The organism is Streptomyces flaveolus (assembly GCF_000716535.1).
GTDB classification, from domain to species: domain Bacteria; phylum Actinomycetota; class Actinomycetes; order Streptomycetales; family Streptomycetaceae; genus Streptomyces; species Streptomyces flaveolus_A.
On record NZ_JNWV01000005.1, the window covers coordinates 1 to 18,704 of the forward strand.

The window sequence follows — 18,704 nt, forward strand, 5'->3', positions numbered from 1 at the left end:
GGGGTAGATGTCCTGGTACTTCTTCGGCGGGTTCTCCGCGTACGCGATCGTCCCGTCCGGGCGGTGGTGGAACCACTCGGGGTGCTTGTGGACCCAGGGATGGTCGGGCGAGCACTGCAACGCGAAGTCCAGCGCGATCTCCAGGCCCAGCTTCTTCGCCTCGCCGACGAAGAAGTCGAAGTCCTCCAGGGTGCCAAGGCCGGGGTGCACGGCGTCGTGGCCACCCTCCGGCGACCCGATCGCCCAGGGCACGCCGACGTCGTCCGGGCCCGCGGTGAGCGTGTTGTTGCGGCCCTTGCGGAACGTCGTGCCGATCGGGTGGATGGGCGGCAGGTAGACGACGTCGAAGCCCATGTCCGCGATCGGCTTCAGCCGGCGCGCGGCCGTGCGGAACGTACCGTGCGGCTCCTCGGCGGTCCCCTCCGAGCGGGGGAAGAACTCGTACCACGACCCGAACAGGGCCCGTTCGCGCTCCACCAGCAACGGCATCGGATCGGGGCGCGCTCGGGGCCCTTGGGCACTCCGGCGGCGGCCCGCTCGTACAACTCGGCGCCCTCCTCCAGGACCAGGCCGGTGTCGATCCCGGCCGGCACCTTCACGGAGGCGGTGTGCCGCCAGGTCGCCAGCGGATGGCTCCAGGCCTCCACCCGGAAGGTCCAACGGCCCGTCGTGTCCGGCGTGATCTCCGCACCCCAGCGGTCGCTGCCCGGGGACAGCTCCCGCATCGGTGTCCAGGGGCCACGGCGGCCGTTGGGATCGCGCAGGACCACGTTCGCCCCCACGGCGTCGTGCCCTTCGCGGAAGACGGTGGCCGTGACCTCGAAGGTCTCCCCGGCCACCGCTTTCGCCGGGCGCCTGCCGCACTCCACGGCCGGCCGGACGTCACGTACCGGTACACGGCCGATGGCCGGGGTCCTGCGCATGTATCTCACCTCCGCCGTGCGCGGAGCCGGACACCCGGCCCGGCTCCGCGATCCGAAAGTCGGGCCGGCGCGCGCCGGTCCGAGAGGAACGCCTTGTACGGTGCCAGGTCAGGGGCTTGGCGCCGTGGAACGCCGCTCCGGCGGCGGCGCTCTTCTGGCCGCCCGGCGTGGCTGCGGCCGTCCGTCCTGCTCGCGCAGGTAGGTGACCAGGTTCGTGCGGAGATAGCGTTCGGCGGCGTCCGCGGCCTCGCGGGCGCAGCGTTTGCCCATCAGCACGCACAGCGTGTACCCCGAGTCCTCGAAGGTGGCCCGGACCGTGCGGTCGTGGGGCGAGGCGAGCATCACGCGCTCCCACGCCCGGTAACGCCGCAACTGCCGGGCCACTTCGGCCTTGGCGGGTAGCAGCATGGCCCTCATTCACCTTCCACGCTCTCGACTGGGCGCGTTCCCGACGGTCGGGTGGCGTCCGCGCACGGGGAGGCGCGGCACCGTTACGGCGATCGAGGCTTTCACTTATGGTGCACGCGCGACGACGCAGCGTCTTGTTGGAGCTTCAACCATTTGGGGTGTCGGGTGCTCGTGTTGCACGAATGGCGTAGTGCCCTCACCGTGGAGGTGACTCAGAAGCGATCAGCGCTCACGCTAGGTGTCCGGGATCCCTCCCGGACAGGGCGAGGGGAGCGAGAGCTTCGCCGGTGAGGAGCAAGCGACGATGAAGACCGCAGTGCCCTGCTACTACCACCTCGACGTGGAAGTCAGCCCGGAACGGGTGGGACAGGTCAGCCGCATCCTGGCCGCCCATCTCCGCTACTGGGACCTCGAGAACCTCGTGGATCCCGTCTGCCGCGGCGCCGAACTGCTGTTGCGGGCGATCGACGAGCACGCGACGGACAAGCACACCTCCATCGAGATGTGGTGGAACGGCCAGCACCTCATCACCGCCTTCGGTGACGACGACCCGGATCTGCGCCCGGACCTGGACCTGAGGTCCTGCCTCGCGGACATCGCCGCGATGAGTGACGGCTGGGGCTGCTGCGCCTCGGACACCGGCAGCAAGATCATCTGGTTCTCGCAGCGCGCCCGCGCCGGCCAGCGCGTCCCGCTGGTGCCCACCGCCCCCGCGCCGACGCTGCGGGAGGGCCTCATGGTCCCGCGCGAGGAGCCGGTGGCCGTGCTGACCGCGCCGGCGCCCGCAGGTGACGACGCCCTGGAGGGCAGCCGGTGACCGCCCGCAAGAGCCGCAAAGGGGTGCCCGTGTGGAGCGGGCACCCCTACCCGTTGGGTGCCGCGTTCGACGGACAGGGCACCAACTTCGCCCTGTTCAGCGAGGTCGCCGAGCGCGTGGAGCTGATCCTGGTCGACGACGCCGGCACCGCCACACCGGTCCCGCTGCAAGAGGTCGACGGCTTCGTGTGGCACGCCTACCTGCCCGGCATCGGCCCCGGCCAGCGCTACGGCTACCGGGTGCACGGCCCCTGGCAGCCGGCGCTCGGCCACCGCTGCAACCCGGCCAAGCTGCTGCTCGACCCGTACGCCCGCGCCGTGGACGGCCAGATCGACAACCACGCCTCCCTGTACGAGCGCGCCCCGGACGGCCCCGCCCCGGCCGACAGCGCCGGCCACTCCATGCTGGGCGTGGTCACCGACCCGTTCTTCGACTGGGGCGACGACCGCCCGCCCCGGACGCCGTACGCGGACTCGGTGATCTACGAGGCCCATGTGCGCGGCCTGACCATGACCCACCCCGACGTCCCCGAGCGGCTGCGCGGCACCTACGCCGGCCTCGCCCACCCCGCCGTGACCGAGCACCTCACCTCGCTCGGCGTGACCGCGGTGGAACTGATGCCGGTGCACCAGTTCGTCCAGGACGGCGTGCTCCAGGACCGCGGCCTGTCCAACTACTGGGGCTACAACACCATCGGCTTCTTCGCCCCGCACAACGCCTACGCCGCCTTCGGTACCCGGGGCCAGCAGGTCAACGAGTTCAAGGCCATGGTGAAGGCGCTGCACGCGGCCGGCCTGGAAGTCATCCTCGACGTGGTCTACAACCACACCGCCGAGGGCAACGAACGGGGCCCGACGCTGTCCTTCCGGGGCATCGACAACGCCTCCTACTACCGCCTGGTCGACGGCGACTGGGCGCACTACTACGACACCACCGGCACCGGCAACAGCCTGCTGATGCGGCACCCCTACGTGCTCCAGCTGATCATGGACTCGCTGCGGTACTGGGTCACCGAGATGCACGTCGACGGCTTCCGCTTCGACCTCGCGGCCACGCTGGCCCGGCAGTTCCACGAGGTGGACCGGCTCTCGGCGTTCTTCGACCTGATCCAGCAGGACCCCGTCATCAGCCGGGTCAAGCTCATCGCCGAGCCCTGGGACGTCGGCGAGGGCGGCTACCAGGTGGGGAACTTCCCGCCGCTGTGGTCGGAGTGGAACGGCAAGTACCGGGACGCCGTACGGGACTTCTGGCGGGCCGAGCCCGGTTCGCTCGGTGAGTTCGCCTCCCGGCTCACCGGCTCCTCCGACATCTACCAGCACAGCCGGCGCCGGCCGCGCGCGAGCGTCAACTTCGTCACCGCGCACGACGGTTTCACCCTGCGCGACCTCGTGTCGTACAACGACAAGCACAACGAGGCCAACGGCGAGGACAACCGGGACGGCGAGAGCCACAACCGGTCCTGGAACTGCGGGGCGGAGGGCGAGACCGACGATCCCGCCGTCCTCGAACTGCGCGCCCGCCAGCAGCGCAACCTGCTGGCCACGCTGCTGCTCTCGCAGGGCATCCCGATGCTGTGCCACGGCGACGAACTCGGCCGCACCCAGCGGGGCAACAACAACGCCTACTGCCAGGACAACGAGATCTCCTGGGTGGACTGGGACCTGACCGACGAACAGCGCGCCCTCGCCGAGTTCACCCGGTGCCTGATCGCCCTGCGCGCCGCGCACCCGGTGCTGCGCCGGCGCCGCTTCTTCCGCGGCGACACCGCGACCCACGCCAAGCAGCCGCTGCCCGACCTGATGTGGCTGCGGCCCGACGCGCGGGAGATGACCGACCGCGACTGGCAGCGCGGGGACGCGCACACGGTCGGGGTGTTCCTCAACGGGGACGCCATCGCCGAACGCGACTCCTACGGCCGCCGCATGGTCGACGACTCCTTCCTGCTGCTCGTCAACGGCTACTGGGAGCCGGTCGTCTTCCGCCTGCCCGACGACTCCTTCGGCGAGCGCTGGGTCACGCTGATCGACACCGCCGACCCCGAGGGCGTCCCCGACGAACGCGAACGCAAGGCGGGCACAAAGGTGCGCGTGGAGGCGCGCAGCCTGGTGCTGCTGTCGCGCCCGTCGCGCGTCGCCGGTTAGAGCGCGAAGCCGACGGCGCCGCACCCCGCCGGGGTGCGGCGCCGTCGGCTCAGAGTGTCTTACCGGCTCCGGCGGGACGTCACCGTGAACTGCGCACCGTCCGGGTCGCGCAGGATCGCCTCGGTCTCCTCCTCGCGCAGCACGCTGCCGCCGTGCTTCTCCGCCGTGCGGGCGCAGCCGGGCACGTCGCCCACCGCGAAGTGGATCTGCCAGTGCGGCCGTACCGAGGGGTCCGGGGCCGCCTCCACCGCGCCCGAGTCGATGCGCGCCACGATGTCACCCTGGCTGCGCAGCACCACCTCGCCGCCCTCGTACTCGACCTCGCAGCAGCCCGGCAGCCCGGTCGCCCAGTCCAGGACCTCGCCGTAGAAGATCGCGGCATCGAAGGCGTCCCGGGTGTGCAGCCGGACGAAGGTCGGTGCCGCCTGCCGCCACGCCTCCCAGTTGGAGACGAGTTCGCCCTGCCAGATCCCGAACGTGGCCCCGTCCCGGTCGGCGAGCAGCGCCGCCCGGCCCGGCGGGAAGGACAGCGGCCCGACCGCCGACGTGCCGCCGCGCTCCCGGACCCGGGACACGGCCACGTCCGCGTCCGGCACGGCGAAGTACGGCGTCCAGGCCACCGCCATCTGCCACATGGAGGCGACGGCGGCGATCCCGGCCACCGGCACCCCGTTCGCCAGGGCGATCCGGAAGTGCTCGCCGAGCTTGGCGCCGCGCCAGCGCCAGCCGAGGACGGCCGCGTAGAAGTCCTGGGTGGCCTGGAGATCGCGGCTGGTCAGGCTCACCCAGCACGGTGCGCCGAAGACGGAGTGGGTGGAGACGACTTCTTTTCTGCGTGGCTCGCCGCCGGTGCGGGTGTCGTGGTTCATGGCAGTCGCGTCCTGCTCTCGGGGCCGGGCGGCCACCGGTCTGGCACCAGTGTCCAACCGGAAGCGGGTGTGCTGCCTGTCGAGTACCCCGGGTGGCGGGGGTGCAGGCCCCTGCGCACGATGGAGGGATGGGAGAGATCGAGCCGGACCGGATCGCCGCGCTGCAGGCGGAGGTCGACCAGCTGAAGGAGGCCATGACCTCCCACGCGGTGATCGACCAGGCGATCGGGATGGTCGTGGCCCTCGGCCGGGTGACCCCGGACCAGGGATGGCAGGTGCTGAAGGAGGTCTCCCAGCACACGAACATCAAGCTGCGCAACATCGCGGAGCTGATCCTGATCTGGGGGCGGCGCGGTGACATCCCGGCCGAGGTCAGGGCCGAACTGGAGGACGCGCTGGACCGCTACGGCCCCACTCAGGTGCCGGGGTCCGAGGGACAGTAGGACTCCCGGGAGCCCTGGAGGATGCCAGGAGGCTCCCGGGAGCCGGGGAACGACAGCGGGCTGCCGGGGTGCGGAAACCCGTGGATCAGCGGGCGCGGGCCTCCGCGAGCAGCTCGTCGCGCAGCCGGTCGAAGCAGCCGCTCAGCAGCCGCGAGACGTGCATCTGCGAGATACCCAGCTGCTGGGCGATCCGGCTCTGCGTCATGCCGCCGAAGAACCGCAGGTAGAGGATGGTGCGTTCGCGCTCGGGCAGCGCCTCCAGACACGGCTTGACCGCGGCCCGGTCCACGACGAGGTCGTACCCCGGGTCCGGTCCGCCCAGGGAGTCGCCCAGGGCGTAGCCGTCCGTGCCGGCCACCTCGGCGTCCAGGGACAGCGCGGAGAAGCACTCCAGAGCCTCCATCCCGGTGCGCACCTCGTCCTCGCTGAGCCGCGTGAACTCGGCGATCTCGGTGACGGTGGGCGCCCGGCCCGGCGTGGTCTGCGCCAGCTCCTTGGTCGCGGCGCGGACGCGGTTGCGCAGGTCCTGCACCCGGCGCGGCACGTGCAGGGTCCACATGTGGTCGCGGAAGTGGCGCTTGATCTCCCCGGTGATGGTGGGCACCGCGTACGCCTCGAAGGCCCGGCCGCGATCGGGATCGTAGTGGTCGACGGCCTTGACCAGGCCCAGCGCGGCCACCTGGTAAAGGTCCTCCAGGGCCTCGCCGCGGCCGCGGAACCGCACGGCGATCCGCTCGGCCATGGGGAGCCACAACCGGACGAGCTCGTCCCGCAGCGCCTGGCGCTCGGGACCGTCGGGCAGTCCGGCGAGGCGCTCGAAAGCGCCGCTGGTGTCCGGGGCGTCGTCGTGTGGATGGGGTTTCGTGCTGCCAGTGACACGCATCGCGCGCACCTCTCTCAGCAGGTGCTGGATGACAGACACCGTGGGAGGTGCGCTCGGACCATGGATAGGACACCGGGGCGTCCGGCGAGGGCCGGCTCCCACGGACGTGCCTCCTGTCCGAAGCACTGCTCTGCCCATTCCCGCTGACGGGCATCTCAAAACAAATAAGGACAAATAGGAGGATTTGGGGTAGGTGTTCTTGACCGCCTCTTGGGAGGCGATACCTCTGTAACAGAGGTAATCTCCGAAGGGTGGACGCCGACACCTTTCCGGAGGAACTGGCCGACGCGCTGGTGCGCATCCAGCGGCTGACCCGGCGCCGGCTGCGCGGCGGGCTCACCGTGCCCCGGCTGCGCGGCGCCGAGGTCGAACTGCTGCGGCTGGTCGAGTCCCGGCCCGGCACCGGCATCTCGGACGCGGCGAGAGAGCTGCACCTGGCCGGAAACTCCGTGTCGACCCTGGTCAACCAGCTCGTCCGGGACGGCTATCTGGTCCGCGAGACCGACCCGGCCGACCGGAGGGCCGCCCGGCTGCTGCTGACCGGGGCCGCCGAGCAGCGGCTCGCGGACTGGCGGCGCCGCCGGGCCGAACTGGTCGGACGGCACGCCTCCCGGCTCGGCGAGGCCGACCGGGAGGCCCTGCGCGCGGCCCTGCCTGCCCTGCGCAGGCTGGCCGTCATGCTGCACGAGGAGGCCGAGGAAGAATGACGAGCGACCTGCCCGCAGGACCCGGGACACCCGGCACGTCTCAGGCCGCCGGTACCTCCGACGCCGAGGCCGGTGCCCCCGTCGAAGCCGTCTCCTGCACCGGGCTCGCCTACGCCTTCGCCGAGACCCGCGCCGTCGACGGGCTCGATCTGGCCGTACGGGAGGGCGAGGTGTTCGGGCTGCTCGGGCCCAACGGGGCCGGCAAGACCACCGCCATCCGCTGCGTCACCACCCTGCTGCCCGTCCCCGCCGGCACGGTCCGCGTCTTCGGGCACGACGCCGCCAAGGAGCGGATGGCGGTGCGCCGGCTGCTCGGCTACGTCCCCCAGCAGCTCTCCGCCGACAGCGGGCTCACCGGCCGGGAGAACGTCGCCCTGTTCGCCCGGGTCTTCGACGTGCCGCGCCGCGAGCGCGCCGCACGCGTCACCCAGGCCCTCGCCGCCGTGGGTCTCTCCGACGCCGGCGACCGGCTGGCCGGCACCTACTCCGGCGGCATGGTCCGCCGCCTGGAACTCGCCCAGGCCCTGGTCAGCGCCCCCCGGCTGCTGATCCTGGACGAGCCCACCATCGGCCTGGACCCGATCGCCCGCACCGGCGTCTGGGAGCACATCAACGCCGTACGCGCCGCCACCGGCATGACCGTCCTCGTCACCACCCACTACATGGACGAGGCCGACCAGTACTGCGACCGGGTGGGTCTCATGCACCGCGGCCGGGTCCGCGCCCTCGGCACCCCGGCGGCGCTGCGCCGGGGCCTCGCCGAGCGGCAGGGCACCGACCGCCTGCCCACGCTGGAGGACGTCTTCCGCGACGTCGCCGGCAGTGGCCTCGACGACTCCGGAGGAGGTTTCCGCGATGTCCGAAGCACCCGCCGCACCGCGCACCGCGTCGGCTGACGGCACTCCCGGAGACGGCACCCCCCTGCTGCTCACCCCGCCCGTGCCGCGCGCGGGCTGGCGGCTGCTGCCCGCCCGGGTGGCCGCCATGTGCGCGGTCGAGCTCCAGAAGCTGCGCCACGACCGGACCGAGCTGTACACCCGCGCGGTCCAGCCCGCCCTGTGGCTGCTGATCTTCGGCCAGACCTTCACCCGGATCCGGGCGATACCCACCGGCGGGGTCCCGTACCTCGACTACCTGGCGCCCGGCATCATCGCCCAGTCGGCGATGTTCATCGCGATCTTCTACGGCATCCAGATCATCTGGGAGCGGGACGCGGGCATCCTGAACAAGCTGCTCGTCACCCCGACCCCGCGCTCGGCCCTGATCACCGGCAAGGCCTTCGCTGCCGGGGTCAAGTCGCTGGTCCAGGCGGTCGTCGTGATCGTGATCGCCACGCTGCTCGGCGTCGCCCTCACCTGGAACCCGCTCAAGCTGCTCGGCGTCGCCCTCGCGGTGGTCCTCGCCTCCGCGTTCTTCTCCTGCCTGTCGATGACCATCGCGGGGATCGTGCTCAGCCGCGACCGGCTGATGGGGTTCGGGCAGGCGATCACCATGCCGCTGTTCTTCGGCTCCAACGCCCTCTACCCCCTGTCGGTGATGCCGGGCTGGCTGCAGGCCGTCAGCAAGGTCAACCCGCTGAGCTACCAAGTGGACGCCCTGCGGGGCCTGCTGCTCGGTACCCCCGCGCATCTCGCCGCCGACTTCGGGGTGCTGGCGGCCGCCGCCGCGGCGGGCATCACCGCGGCCTCCGCGCTGCTCGGCCGGCTGGCCCGCTGATCTTGCCGCGGACGTGATGTGCGGCACGCGCGCGCACCCGGCCGCGGGGGGCCGGATACGGATTCTTCCTGGGCAGCGCTTGATCACCGATCAAAGCGGGTGAATCCCCTGGCCACGGCGCATTCCGCTCATTTGACAGTGCGCTGAGCGCACAGATAGACAGCAGCTCTCGAAGGTCGAGAGGGGCACTGTGTACGAGCCGAACGTGGTCGGGGACTGGCAGGAGTACGAGGAGCATGCCGGTCTGCGGGTCCGCGTCCACCGCCTGGAGCCGGCCGAGCCGCCGCGCGGACGGGACGACGCCGCCGCCGGGCTGACGTACTTCAGCGTCCGGGTGACCGTGGAGAACCGCGGCGCGCGGCACTACGGCATCCACCTGGAGGACGGTCAGATCGACGTCCGCGTCGGTCCGGACGGCGAGGGCGCCTTCATCGACTGGCGCAACTCCCAGTTCATCGAGGGCTTCGACATCTACCCGCTGCGCCGGGCCACCGCCGTCCTCTACGCCGCCGCGCCCGAGGCCGCCCTCACGCACGTGGACGTGCAGGTGCAGCTGCGGGTCGAGGAGGAGTGGACCGACCGGCGGCTGTGGGCGGGCGGCATCGGCATCGCGGAGTCGACCGCGCCGGCCGCACCCGCCGGCACCGGACAGAGCAGCCTGGCCCACCAGGTCAGCGCGTTCCTGAGGGACCAGACCGAGCCCGGTTCCGCCTGACGGTCGCCCCGCGGGGAGCGCCCGTCACGGCGCTCAGTGCGGAATGCCGTCGATGATCTCGCGCGCGCCCTGCCGAAGCAGCGCCACCGCGACCGAGGTGCCGAGGGTGGCCGGATCGAGCCGGCCCGCCCACTCGTGGGCGTTCAGCCGGGTCTTGCCGTCCGGAGTGAAGACACAGGCCCGCAGGGAGAGTTCGCCGCTCCGGTCCACGCGCGCGTACCCGGCGATGGGGCTGTTGCAGTGTCCCTGCAGGACGTGCAGGAACATCCGCTCGGCCGTCGCCTCCCGGTGGGTGGCCGGGTCGCTGAGCCCGCTGACCGCGTCGATCAGCTCCGTGTCGTCCTCCCGGCACTGCAGCGCGAGGATGCCCGCGCCGATCGGCGGCATCATCGTCTCGGGGGACAGCACCTCGCTGATCATGTCCGTGCGGCCGATGCGCTCCAGGCCGGACACCGCCAGCAGCAGCGCGTCCGCCTCGCCGGCGGCCAGCTTCTCCAGCCTGCGGTTGGCGTTGCCCCGGAACGGCACGCACTCCAGGTGCGGATGGGTGGCGGCCAGCTGGGCGATGCGGCGCACCGCGGAGGTACCGATCCGGGTGCCGGCGGGCAGCTCGTCCAGGGTGAGCCCGTCCGGGTGCACCAGCGCGTCCCGGATGTCGTCCCGCTTCAGGAACGCGGCGAACACCGTCCCGGCCGGCAGCGGCCGGTCGGCGGGCACGTCCTTGACACAGTGCACCGCGAGATCCGCTTCCCCGGCCAGCAGGGCGGCGTCCACCTCCTTGGTGAACGCCCCCTTGCCCTCGACCTGGGACAGATCGCCGAGCCACTTGTCACCGGTGGTCTTCACCGGTACGACCGCGGTCCGCACGCCCGGGTGCAGCACCGCCAACTCGGCGCGGACCCGTTCGACCTGGGCCAGGGCCATGGGCGAGTCGCGGGAGACGATTCGGATCAGTTCGGGAACCGGCATGCGCACACGATAGACCCACCGGCCTCAGCCGAATTCCCCGGGCAGGTCGGCCGCCGACTCCTCCGGGGTGAGATCCGGGCGCAGCCGCAGCCAGGAGGGCTGGCGCAGCATGCCGTTCCGGGTGCGGGTGCTGTAGCTGACCTCGCCGACCAGCCGGGGCAGCACCCAGCGGGCGCCGGGGACGCGTGGCACGGGGTCGAAGGGGCACCGGTCGCCCGCCGCGTCCCGCAGCAGGTCCGACAGCTGGATGCGCTCGGCCTCGCTCCAGCCGGTGCCCACCCCGCCGACGTACCGCAGTCTGCCTTCCGGATCGCGCTGGCCGACCAGCACCGCGCCGGGCAGTCCGGTCAGCCGCCCCTTGCCGGGCAGCCAGCCGCCGACGATCACGTCCTCGGCCCGCATGTTCCGGATCTTGATCCAGGCGCGGGAGCGCACGCCGGGTTCGTACACCGAGTCCAGCCGCTTGCACACCAGGCCCTCCAGGCCGTGTTCCCTGGTCGCCGCGAGTGCCTCGGCGCCGTGCCCGGTCACCGCCGCCGGCGTCGACCAGTACGGCCCCGTGAGCCCCAGCGCCTCCAGCCGTGCCCGCCGCCGGACGTACGGCAGCCGCACCAGGGGTTCCTCGAGGTAGGGCACGTCGAACAGCACCAGGTGCACCGGGACCTGGGCGGCCCGGCGCGCCGCCCGCGCGGGGGCGTGCGCCAGGCCCATCCGGCTCTGGAGGAGCTGGAAGTCGGCCCGGCCCCGCTCGTCCAGGGCCAGTACCTCGCCGTCCAGCACGGCGGGGGTCGTGCCGAGCGCCCCGCCGAGCGGCCGGAGTTCGGGATAGGCCCCGGTGATGTCCTCTCCCGAGCGGGCGCGCAGCAGCACACTGCCGTCGCCGGGCAGGTACACCATCACCCGCTGGCCGTCCTGCTTGGTCTCGTACGCCCACCGCGCGTCCTGCGCGGCGGGGGGCAGGCCGCCGGGCGTCGCGAGCATCGGCGGAATGAGCGGCAGGGTCACGACGGTCACGGCAGAGATCTCGACCACCGCCGACGCCGTCACGCCCCTTTGCCACCGGGTTCCCCTGAACGGTCCCGCCGCGGAGGCGCGCACGGGGGCGCGCCGGCCGGGGTGGGAGGGGTGCGGCACCGGTGGGGCCGGTGCGGGGCGACGGGGCCCGCTCAGCCGGCCCGTTCCGGCGGCGGGGGTCCGCCCGGTCGCCCCGCCCGGTCGGCGGGGTCCTGCTCAGGCGACCCGTTCGGCCGACGGTTCCGGGGCCGGAGCCGGGGCCGGGGCGTCGGGGCGGTGGCGGGGGAGGAAGGACGCGAGGACGAAGGCGAGGGCCGCCGCGCCCGCGCCGAGCGCCATGACCGCCTTGAAGCCGTTCTCGGACGGCAGCGCGTGGCCGCCGAGGCTGATCGTCAGCTGGGCCAGGATCACGCCCGCGACCGCGCTGGCCACCGACGTGCCGATGGACCGCATCAGCGTGTTGAGGCTGTTCGCGGCGGCCGTCTCCGAGGCCGGGACCGCGCCCATGATCAGCGCGGGCATGGCGCCGTACGCGAAGCCGACGCCCGCGCCGATGACGCAGGAGACCAGGACCAGGTGCCAGACCTCGCTCATCAGCACGATGTTGAGCGCGTACCCGGCGGCGACGACGACCGCTCCGATCATGAGCGTGATCTTCGGCCCACGGGACTTGGTGATCATGGCGGAGACCGGGGCCATGGCCATCATCACCAGACCCTGCGGGGCCATCACCAGGCCGACGGTGAGCATGGACCTGCCCAGGCCGTAGCCGGTCTGGGTCGGAAGCTGGAGGAGCTGCGGCAGCACCAGGGACATCGCGAACATCGAGAAGCCGAACGCGATGGAGGCCAGGTTGGTGAACAGCACCTGGCGGCGGGCGGTGGTGCGCAGGTCGACCAGCGGCTGCGCGGTGCGCAGTTCGAAGAGGCCCCAGCCCAGCAGGACGACGACGGCGAGCGCGAACAGGCCCAGGGTGGTGCCGCTGCCCCAGCCCCAGTCGGCGCCCTTGGAGACGGCCAGCAGCAGGGAGACCAGACCGACGGCCATACCGAGTGCACCGGCCAGGTCGAAGCGCCCGCCCGTGCGCACACTGGACTCCGGCACCAGGCTCAGCACGCACACGAACGCGACGACGCCGAGGCTCGCGGACGTCCAGAACAGCACGTGCCAGTCGAAGTGGTCGGCGATGAAGGCCGCGGCGGGCAGTCCGAGCGCGCCGCCGACGCCCAGCGAGGCACTCATCAGCGCCGTCGAGCCGGCCAGCTTCTCCGGCGGCAGCTCGTCGCGCATGATGCTGATGCCCAGCGGGACCACCGCGGCGGCGAGCCCCTGGAGCGTACGGCCGACGATCATCGGCACGAGCGCGTCGCTGAGCGCGCACACCACCGAGCCGGTCACCAGCAGCACGAGGCTGACCATCAGCAGGCGCCGCTTGCCGAACATGTCGCCGAGCCGGCCGGCCACCGGGGTGGCGACGGCGGCGGCCAGCAGCGTGGCCGTCACCGCCCAGGCGGCGTCGGACGGCGAGGCGTGCAGATAGCCGGGCAGCTCCGGGACGATCGGGATCACCAGGGTCTGCATCAGCGACACGGTGATACCGGCCAGGGCCAGCACCGCGACCACGGCACCCGGCCGGGCCGGAGCGGAGCGGCCGGCCTCGGCGGGCCGGGCGGGGGCGTCGGACATGGGAGAACCTTCCGGGGGACAAGGGCGAGCAGAAGAGCCGGACGGACGCCCGGGCTTCATTTAAGTCAATTGCTTGACTTACTGTAGCGGTAGGGGGCGGCGGCACGCGGGGGCCTGTCCCCGCCGGTGCGGGCGGGCCCGTAGGCTGCCCTGGCTGGACCTCGCCGCCCCGGTCGAGGACCTGGGACGGAGCGCGGGACGGGCCGGCCCAGGGCGGTGCGCAGTCCCGGAGCGGTGGTGAGCATGGCGCGCAGGACGGCGCGGGCCGAGCAGGTGAGCGCGACCCGGGAGGCGATCCTGACCGCGGCGGAGCGGCTGTTCGCCGAGCACGGCGTGTACGCCGTCTCCAACCGTCAGGTCAGCGAGGCCGCGGGACAGGGCAACAACGCCGCCGTCGGCTACCACTTCGGCACCAAGGCGGACCTCGTCCGCGCCGTCGCCCGGCGGCACGCCGAGCACATCGAGACACTGCGGGAGCGGGCCCTTGCGGCGGCCGGTGACTCGACGGACGTACGCGACTGGGTCGACTGCCTGGTCCGGCCGGTGACCGAGCACCTGGCGAGCCTCGGCAGCCCCACCTGGTACGCCCGGTTCTGCGCCCAGGTCATGACCGACCCGGCCCTGCACGAGATCATGGTCGAGGAGTCCTTGACCTCACCGGCGCTGCGCGAGGCGGTCGAGGGCCTGAACCGCGCCCTGCCGGAGCTGCCGCCCGAGGTGCGCGCCGAACGCGGTCAGATGGTCCGGGTGCTGATTCTGCACACCTGCGCCGAGCGGGAGCGGGCCCTGGCCGAGGGCACTCCGACCCCGCGCGCCACCTGGGGCGAGGTGGCCACGGGCCTCGCGGACGCGATCGTGGGGCTGTGGCTGGCCCCGGTGGGCACCGCGCGCCGGACCATGAGCGGCTGACACCCGGCGGCCCGGCCCGAGCGTCCGTCGCCGGGTCCACCGACCGGAGGGCCGCCCCGCGTCAGCGGGGCCGTGGTGGTCTGACCCAGCCCAGGGAGCGTTCGACGGCCCGCTGCCAGTCGTCGTACTCCGCCTCCCGCCGCTCGGGATCCATGGCGGGCAGCCACTGGCCGGCCTTGTGCCAGTTGCGGCGCAGCACCTCCAGGTCGGACCAGTACCCGGCGGCGAGCCCGGCCGCGTACGCGGCGCCGAGGGAGACCGTCTCGGCGACCAGGGGCCGTACCACCGGCACGTCCAGCACGTCCGCCACGAACTGCATGAGCAGGTTGTCGGAGGTCATCCCCCCGTCCACCTTGAGCTGCTGGAGGGCGACCGAGGAGTCGGCGTTCATGGCGTCGACGACCTCCCGGGTCTGCCATCCGGTGGCCTCCAGGACGGCCCGCGCCAGGTGTCCCTTGGTGATGTACGAGGTGAGCCCGACTATGACCCCCCGCGCGTCGCTGCGCCAGCGCGGCGCGAAGAGCCCCGAGAAGGCGGGGACGATGTAGCAGCCGCCGTTGTCCTCGACCGTCAGGGCGAGGGTCTCGATCTCCGGCGCGCTGCTGATCAGCCCCAGGCGGTCACGGAACCACTGGACGAGCGCGCCGGTGACGGCGATCGACCCTTCCAGGGCGTAGGCCGGCTGCTGGTCTCCGATCTTGTAGGCGACCGTCGTGAGGAGCCCGTGCCGGGAGCGCACCAGGTCCGTCCCGGTGTTGAGGAGCAGGAAGCTGCCCGTTCCATAGGTGCACTTGGCCTCGCCCGGGGAGAAGCAGGTCTGGCCGAACAGGGCGGCCTGCTGGTCGCCGAGCGCGGCCGTGATGGAGACGCCCGGCAGCAGCGAGCGGGCCTCGCCGTACGGCTCGGCGGACGGCCTGATCTCGGGCAGCATCGAGCGGGGCACCCCGAAGAAGTCCAGCAGCTCGTCGTCCCAGGCGAGCTTGCGGATGTTCATCAGCATCGTGCGGCTGGCGTTGGTGGCGTCGGTCATGTGCAGACCGCCGTCGGTGCCGCCGGTGAGGTTCCAGATCAGCCAGCTTTCCATCGTGCCGAACAGCACCTCGCCGTCCCGGGCGCGCTGTTCGACCCCCTTGACGTGGTCGAACAGCCATCGGATGCGCAGCGCGGAGAAGTAGGTCGACGGCGGCAGGCCGCACCGGTCGAGGAAGAACGCCTCCCCGGGATCCTCCGCGAGGGCGTCGACGAGTGGCGCCGTCCGGGTGTCCTGCCAGACGATCGCCCGGCCGAGCGGCGCGCCGGTACGCCGGTCCCAGAGCACCGTCGTCTCCCGCTGGTTGGCCAGGCCGATCGCAGCGATCTGCCCCTGGTCCACACCGGCGTCCGACAGGGCCTCGGGCACCACGCGCCGCAGGTTCTGCCAGATCTCGACGGCGTCGTGCTCGACCCAGCCGGGCCTCGGGAAGTGCTGCTGGTGCTCCTTCTGCGCCACCGAGACCAGCCGCCCACGGTGGTCGAACAGGATGCAGCGGGTCGAGTTGGTGCCCTGATCGATGGACATTACGTACCGTTCAGCCATGATCGGGTCTGCCTTCCGACGGATCGAGGGGCGGCTGTCCTGGCCTACCAGCGGGTGGCTCCGAGGTCCCTGGAGATCGCCCGCGCGGCTTCCCGGATCAGGCTGACCAGATGCGGGCGGGGCCGGCCCTGGCTGTCGCAGATCCGCTCGACCGGACCGGACAGCCCGATGGCGCCGACGACGAGCCCGCCGTGTCCCCGGATCGGCGCGGCGAGCCCGGCCTCGCCCATGCTCATCTCCTGGATCTCGGCGGCCCAGCCGAGCTCCCTGACCTCGGCGAGGGCACGGGCGAGCCGCTCGGGGTCGACCAGTGTGTGCCGGGTGTACGCCTCCAGTCCCGGCGGCCGGACCGGATCGACGGTCGCGGTGCCGAAGGCCAGCAGGACCTTGCCGAGCGAGGACGCGTGCAGGGGCAGCAGCGCGCCCACGTCCAGGGTCTGGAAGGTGTCGTCCGGCCGGAACACGTGGTGGACGATGAGGACGCTGCCCTCCAGGGGGGTCCCGAGGCGCACCGCCTCCCCGCTGCGGGCGGCCAGGGCGTCCGCCCAGTTGAGGGAGCGCGAGCGCAGTTCGTTGACGTCCAGGTAGCTGGTGCCGAGGTGCAGCAGGGCGGCTCCGAGCTGGTACTTCCCGGTGGTCGCGTCCTGCTCCACGAAGTCCACGTGCTGGAGCGTGCGCAGGATGCCGTGGGCGGTGCCCTTGGCCAGCCCGAGCGACGCCGCCACCTCACCGAGACCGAGTCGGCGGGGCCCGCCGGCGAGCAGGCGCAGGATCGCCGCCGCCCTTTCGATCGACTGGACTGGGCCGGCCATGAAGCGAGCCTATTACCGCCGCGGACGCTTCGCCGCGCGGGCGAGAGGGGTGTCGCGGACCCTCGCGTTCGGTAATGCCGACCGCCGTTCATTGACCAGCCCGATTTGTCTCCATAGCTTTCATTGAAGCCCGGAAAGGCGTCGCATCGGGCGCCCGGACGGCACACACCATCGGGAGAGAACATGGCGGCACAGCTCAATACGCTGCTGCGGGCGGCGGCATACGAACGCGTGTGTCCGGTGCCGCCCGTTCCCGGCGCCGTCTCGGCCATCCGCCGGCGCGCGGCGGCGGCCCTCGCCGAATGGCGTGTGTCTCCGGAGATCGTCGAGGACGGGCTGCTGGTGGTGTCGGAACTCGCCACCAACGCGGTCATCCACGCCCGGCCCCCGGCCGAGCTGCGGTTGTCCTGGGAGGCGAGCGACGGCGGCGGCACCCTGCGCGTGGAGGTCACCGACGCGGGACCCGCGCGTCCGGCCGGGCAGCCGCTCGGCGGGATCGACCCGGACGAGCACGGCCGCGGCGAGGCGATCGTGCACGCCCTGGCCACACGTCACGGCATACGCGTTCATCGAGGTGGCGTCACGCGGTGGGCCGAGCTCGTCGCGGTGTGAGGGGCCTGCGCGCGTTTCGGTGGTAGGCCACCGCATGGGTGTCCGTCGGGGTGGCGTCACGCGGTGGGCTGAGTTCGTTGCGGTGTGAGGGGCCTGCGCGCGTTGTGGCGGTAGGTCACGGCGTGGGTGTCCGTCGCGGTGGGGTCAGGCGGTGGGCTGAGCTCGTCGTGGTGTGAGGGGCCTGCGCGCGTCTCGGTGGTAGGTCACGGCATGGGTGTCCGTCGGGGTGGGGTCACGCGGTGGGCCGGGCTCGTCGCGGTCCGCGGCTCCTGGGGCGTCGCCCGCGGGCCTGCGGGCACGGAGACGGGCTCCTGCGCGGCCGTCCTCCGCAGCAGGAGGAGGGCGGCGTCGTCGTGCAGCCGGCCGCCCACGTGCGCGAGCAGTTCGTCGTGGAGCGCGGTGAGCGTGCGGGCCGGATCATCGCACAGATGGCGGGCCACGCCCTCGGCCAGCGGATAGAACGCGCGCTCGTGATCGCGGGCCTCGGTGACCCCGTCGGTGTAGAGCAGCAGCTGGTCGCCCACCGTGAAGGGCAGCCGCTGGAGGCGGGGCACCTGGCCCGAGAGGGCGCGCAGCCCGAGGGGTGGCGCGGGAGGGGCCGGCTCCACCGCCCCGACCTCTCCGGCGGCCGATATCAGCAGGGGAGGCGCGTGTCCGCAGTTCACCACCTCCAGGTGCCCGGAGGCGGTGCAGCCTGCCACCACCGCGGTGACGAAGTCGTCCGGGCCGAGGTTGCGCGCCAGGCTCCGCTCGATCCGGCTCACGACGGCGAGCAGGTCGGGCTCGTCGTGTGCGGCCTCGCGGAACACCCCCAGCACCAGTGCGGCGGTCCCCACGGCGGGCAGCCCCTTGCCGCGCACATCGCCGACGATCAGCCGGATGCCGTGCGGGGTGGCGACCAGGGCGTAGAGGTCACCGCCGATCCGGGCCTCCGCCGCGGCGGCGCTGTACCGGACGGCCACCTGGAACGGGCCCACGGTCTCGGGGACGGGCTGGAGCAGTGCCTGCTGGGCGGCCTCGGCGACCGATCGTACGGCTGCCAGGACCCGTTCCCGGCGGCCCCGCAGCGCGCTGGCCAGGCCACTCGCCGCGGTGACGGCCAGCAGGGCGCACAGGACGGCCGCGAGCTCGCGCGCGGGAACCTCGTGCACCAGCGCCAGCGCCGAGCCCGTCGCCGCCGCGAGGAGACCGGAGCAGAGCACCCCGCGCGGGCCGTTGATGGTGGCGGCCAGGGCGGGGCCGGCCGCCAGCAGCGGCAGCCAGATCGTCCCCGTACCCCCGGTGACGCCGACCAGCACGACCACGGCGGCGACCAGGACCGGTAGCCCGTGCACGACCGGGGCCGACAGCCCGCCGGCACACCGGTGGACCGATCCCTGGACGCAGGCCGCCCGGTTCCTGAAGAGCTGTGTCGGCCTGTGGGCGCCGCCATGGTGTGGGGCCTGACTCATGTCTCGTCCGCAGTCCTCGTCTGTAGGGGGTGCACACCCGAATCGTCCGTTTC

Annotated in this window: 18 protein-coding genes and 1 pseudogene; 9 read left to right on the forward strand and 10 right to left on the reverse strand. The window is 72.6% G+C overall.

Going from position 1 to position 18,704, the window contains the following annotated elements; genetic code table 11:
* Nucleotides 1–923, reverse strand: a pseudogene (locus tag OO52_RS05625) (maltotransferase domain-containing protein); the annotation flags it as partial.
* Between the two features lie 108 nt (nucleotides 924–1,031).
* Nucleotides 1,032–1,331, reverse strand: coding sequence for a DUF5133 domain-containing protein (locus OO52_RS05630; RefSeq protein WP_030641557.1), 300 nt, complete (start codon nucleotides 1,329–1,331; stop codon nucleotides 1,032–1,034).
* A gap of 304 nt (nucleotides 1,332–1,635) precedes the next feature.
* Here OO52_RS05630 and OO52_RS05635 point away from each other — a divergent pair, with 304 nt between their 5' ends.
* Entirely contained in the window at nucleotides 1,636–2,148 is a 513-nt protein-coding gene (locus tag OO52_RS05635; RefSeq protein WP_030641558.1) for a hypothetical protein, read from the forward strand.
* A complete protein-coding gene (gene glgX / locus OO52_RS05640) occupies nucleotides 2,145–4,289 on the forward strand; it encodes a glycogen debranching protein GlgX (RefSeq protein WP_106971947.1) in 2,145 nt (714 codons plus the stop codon). The genes OO52_RS05635 and glgX overlap by 4 nt, the downstream gene beginning before the upstream one ends.
* A gap of 59 nt (nucleotides 4,290–4,348) precedes the next feature.
* On the opposite strand, the gene OO52_RS05645 is transcribed toward glgX, so the two are convergent.
* On the reverse strand, nucleotides 4,349–5,158 hold the full coding sequence (locus OO52_RS05645) for a VOC family protein (RefSeq protein ID WP_030641560.1): 810 nt from the start codon (nucleotides 5,156–5,158) through the stop codon (nucleotides 4,349–4,351).
* A 128-nt stretch (nucleotides 5,159–5,286) separates the two neighbouring features.
* Here OO52_RS05645 and OO52_RS05650 point away from each other — a divergent pair, with 128 nt between their 5' ends.
* Nucleotides 5,287–5,601: an ANTAR domain-containing protein gene (locus tag OO52_RS05650; RefSeq protein WP_030641561.1), complete on the forward strand. Its 315-nt coding sequence runs from the start codon at nucleotides 5,287–5,289 to the stop codon at nucleotides 5,599–5,601.
* 85 nt (nucleotides 5,602–5,686) lie between these two features.
* On the opposite strand, the gene OO52_RS05655 is transcribed toward OO52_RS05650, so the two are convergent.
* Entirely contained in the window at nucleotides 5,687–6,484 is a 798-nt protein-coding gene (locus OO52_RS05655; protein ID WP_030641563.1) for an RNA polymerase sigma factor SigF, read from the reverse strand.
* A 251-nt stretch (nucleotides 6,485–6,735) separates the two neighbouring features.
* On the opposite strand from OO52_RS05655, the gene OO52_RS05660 reads away from it, so the two are divergent.
* The 4 genes from OO52_RS05660 to OO52_RS05675 all read left to right on the forward strand — a co-directional run bounded on the left by OO52_RS05660 (nucleotide 6,736) and on the right by OO52_RS05675 (nucleotide 9,622).
* Nucleotides 6,736–7,191: a MarR family winged helix-turn-helix transcriptional regulator gene (locus tag OO52_RS05660; RefSeq protein WP_030641565.1), complete on the forward strand. Its 456-nt coding sequence runs from the start codon at nucleotides 6,736–6,738 to the stop codon at nucleotides 7,189–7,191.
* Nucleotides 7,188–8,087 carry an ABC transporter ATP-binding protein gene (locus OO52_RS05665; RefSeq protein WP_234337752.1) on the forward strand — a complete coding sequence of 300 codons (900 nt, stop codon included), beginning with the start codon at nucleotides 7,188–7,190 and terminating at the stop codon, nucleotides 8,085–8,087. The genes OO52_RS05660 and OO52_RS05665 overlap by 4 nt, the downstream gene beginning before the upstream one ends.
* Nucleotides 8,047–8,907, forward strand: a complete 861-nt coding sequence (locus OO52_RS05670; protein ID WP_030641568.1) for an ABC transporter permease — start codon at nucleotides 8,047–8,049, stop codon at nucleotides 8,905–8,907. Before OO52_RS05665 ends, OO52_RS05670 begins: the two co-directional genes overlap by 41 nt.
* Nucleotides 8,908–9,097: 190 nt before the next feature.
* Nucleotides 9,098–9,622, forward strand: coding sequence for a hypothetical protein (locus tag OO52_RS05675; RefSeq protein WP_030641570.1), 525 nt, complete (start codon nucleotides 9,098–9,100; stop codon nucleotides 9,620–9,622).
* Nucleotides 9,623–9,655: 33 nt separating this feature from the next.
* Here OO52_RS05675 and hemC read toward each other — a convergent pair whose 3' ends face one another.
* The 3 genes from hemC to OO52_RS05690 form a co-directional block, all read right to left on the reverse strand.
* Nucleotides 9,656–10,597: a hydroxymethylbilane synthase gene (gene hemC, locus OO52_RS05680; RefSeq protein WP_196943423.1), complete on the reverse strand. Its 942-nt coding sequence runs from the start codon at nucleotides 10,595–10,597 to the stop codon at nucleotides 9,656–9,658.
* Between the two features lie 18 nt (nucleotides 10,598–10,615).
* On the reverse strand, nucleotides 10,616–11,596 hold the full coding sequence (locus OO52_RS05685; protein WP_030641574.1) for an ATP-dependent DNA ligase: 981 nt from the start codon (nucleotides 11,594–11,596) through the stop codon (nucleotides 10,616–10,618).
* A gap of 225 nt (nucleotides 11,597–11,821) precedes the next feature.
* Nucleotides 11,822–13,291, reverse strand: coding sequence for an MFS transporter (locus OO52_RS05690; RefSeq protein WP_030641576.1), 1,470 nt, complete (start codon nucleotides 13,289–13,291; stop codon nucleotides 11,822–11,824).
* A 243-nt stretch (nucleotides 13,292–13,534) separates the two neighbouring features.
* On the opposite strand from OO52_RS05690, the gene OO52_RS05695 reads away from it, so the two are divergent.
* Nucleotides 13,535–14,200, forward strand: a complete 666-nt coding sequence (locus OO52_RS05695; RefSeq protein ID WP_078876733.1) for a TetR/AcrR family transcriptional regulator — start codon at nucleotides 13,535–13,537, stop codon at nucleotides 14,198–14,200.
* Between the two features lie 61 nt (nucleotides 14,201–14,261).
* Here the strand turns inward: OO52_RS05695 and glpK are convergent, their stop codons facing one another.
* Nucleotides 14,262–15,776: a glycerol kinase GlpK gene (gene glpK, locus OO52_RS05700; RefSeq protein WP_030641581.1), complete on the reverse strand. Its 1,515-nt coding sequence runs from the start codon at nucleotides 15,774–15,776 to the stop codon at nucleotides 14,262–14,264.
* Nucleotides 15,777–15,820: 44 nt separating this feature from the next.
* Nucleotides 15,821–16,588, reverse strand: coding sequence for an IclR family transcriptional regulator (locus OO52_RS05705; RefSeq protein WP_030641582.1), 768 nt, complete (start codon nucleotides 16,586–16,588; stop codon nucleotides 15,821–15,823).
* 183 nt (nucleotides 16,589–16,771) lie between these two features.
* On the opposite strand from OO52_RS05705, the gene OO52_RS05710 reads away from it, so the two are divergent.
* The gene (locus tag OO52_RS05710; protein WP_030641584.1) at nucleotides 16,772–17,200 is read left to right on the forward strand and encodes an ATP-binding protein; all 429 of its coding nucleotides are present in this window, start codon (nucleotides 16,772–16,774) and stop codon (nucleotides 17,198–17,200) included.
* Between the two features lie 203 nt (nucleotides 17,201–17,403).
* On the opposite strand, the gene OO52_RS05715 is transcribed toward OO52_RS05710, so the two are convergent.
* Nucleotides 17,404–18,651: a PP2C family protein-serine/threonine phosphatase gene (locus OO52_RS05715; RefSeq protein WP_078876721.1), complete on the reverse strand. Its 1,248-nt coding sequence runs from the start codon at nucleotides 18,649–18,651 to the stop codon at nucleotides 17,404–17,406.
* Nucleotides 18,652–18,704: the final 53 nt, after the last annotated feature.

Bases quoted from the DNA above. Each gene is read 5' to 3' on its own strand.
- OO52_RS05635 (WP_030641558.1), top strand. From the start codon at position 1,636: ATGAAGACCGCAGTGCCCTGCTACTACCACCTCGACGTGGAAGTCAGC.
- OO52_RS05665 (WP_234337752.1), top strand. From the start codon at position 7,188: ATGACGAGCGACCTGCCCGCAGGACCCGGGACACCCGGCACGTCTCAG.
- OO52_RS05715 (WP_078876721.1), bottom strand. From the start codon at position 18,651: ATGAGTCAGGCCCCACACCATGGCGGCGCCCACAGGCCGACACAGCTC.
- OO52_RS05630 (WP_030641557.1), bottom strand. From the start codon at position 1,331: ATGCTGCTACCCGCCAAGGCCGAAGTGGCCCGGCAGTTGCGGCGTTAC.
- OO52_RS05655 (WP_030641563.1), bottom strand. From the start codon at position 6,484: ATGCGTGTCACTGGCAGCACGAAACCCCATCCACACGACGACGCCCCG.
- glpK (WP_030641581.1), bottom strand. From the start codon at position 15,776: ATGGCTGAACGGTACGTAATGTCCATCGATCAGGGCACCAACTCGACC.
- OO52_RS05695 (WP_078876733.1), top strand. From the start codon at position 13,535: ATGGCGCGCAGGACGGCGCGGGCCGAGCAGGTGAGCGCGACCCGGGAG.
- OO52_RS05690 (WP_030641576.1), bottom strand. From the start codon at position 13,291: ATGTCCGACGCCCCCGCCCGGCCCGCCGAGGCCGGCCGCTCCGCTCCG.
- OO52_RS05710 (WP_030641584.1), top strand. From the start codon at position 16,772: ATGGCGGCACAGCTCAATACGCTGCTGCGGGCGGCGGCATACGAACGC.
- OO52_RS05645 (WP_030641560.1), bottom strand. From the start codon at position 5,158: ATGAACCACGACACCCGCACCGGCGGCGAGCCACGCAGAAAAGAAGTC.
- OO52_RS05705 (WP_030641582.1), bottom strand. From the start codon at position 16,588: ATGGCCGGCCCAGTCCAGTCGATCGAAAGGGCGGCGGCGATCCTGCGC.
- OO52_RS05670 (WP_030641568.1), top strand. From the start codon at position 8,047: ATGTCCGAAGCACCCGCCGCACCGCGCACCGCGTCGGCTGACGGCACT.
- OO52_RS05650 (WP_030641561.1), top strand. From the start codon at position 5,287: ATGGGAGAGATCGAGCCGGACCGGATCGCCGCGCTGCAGGCGGAGGTC.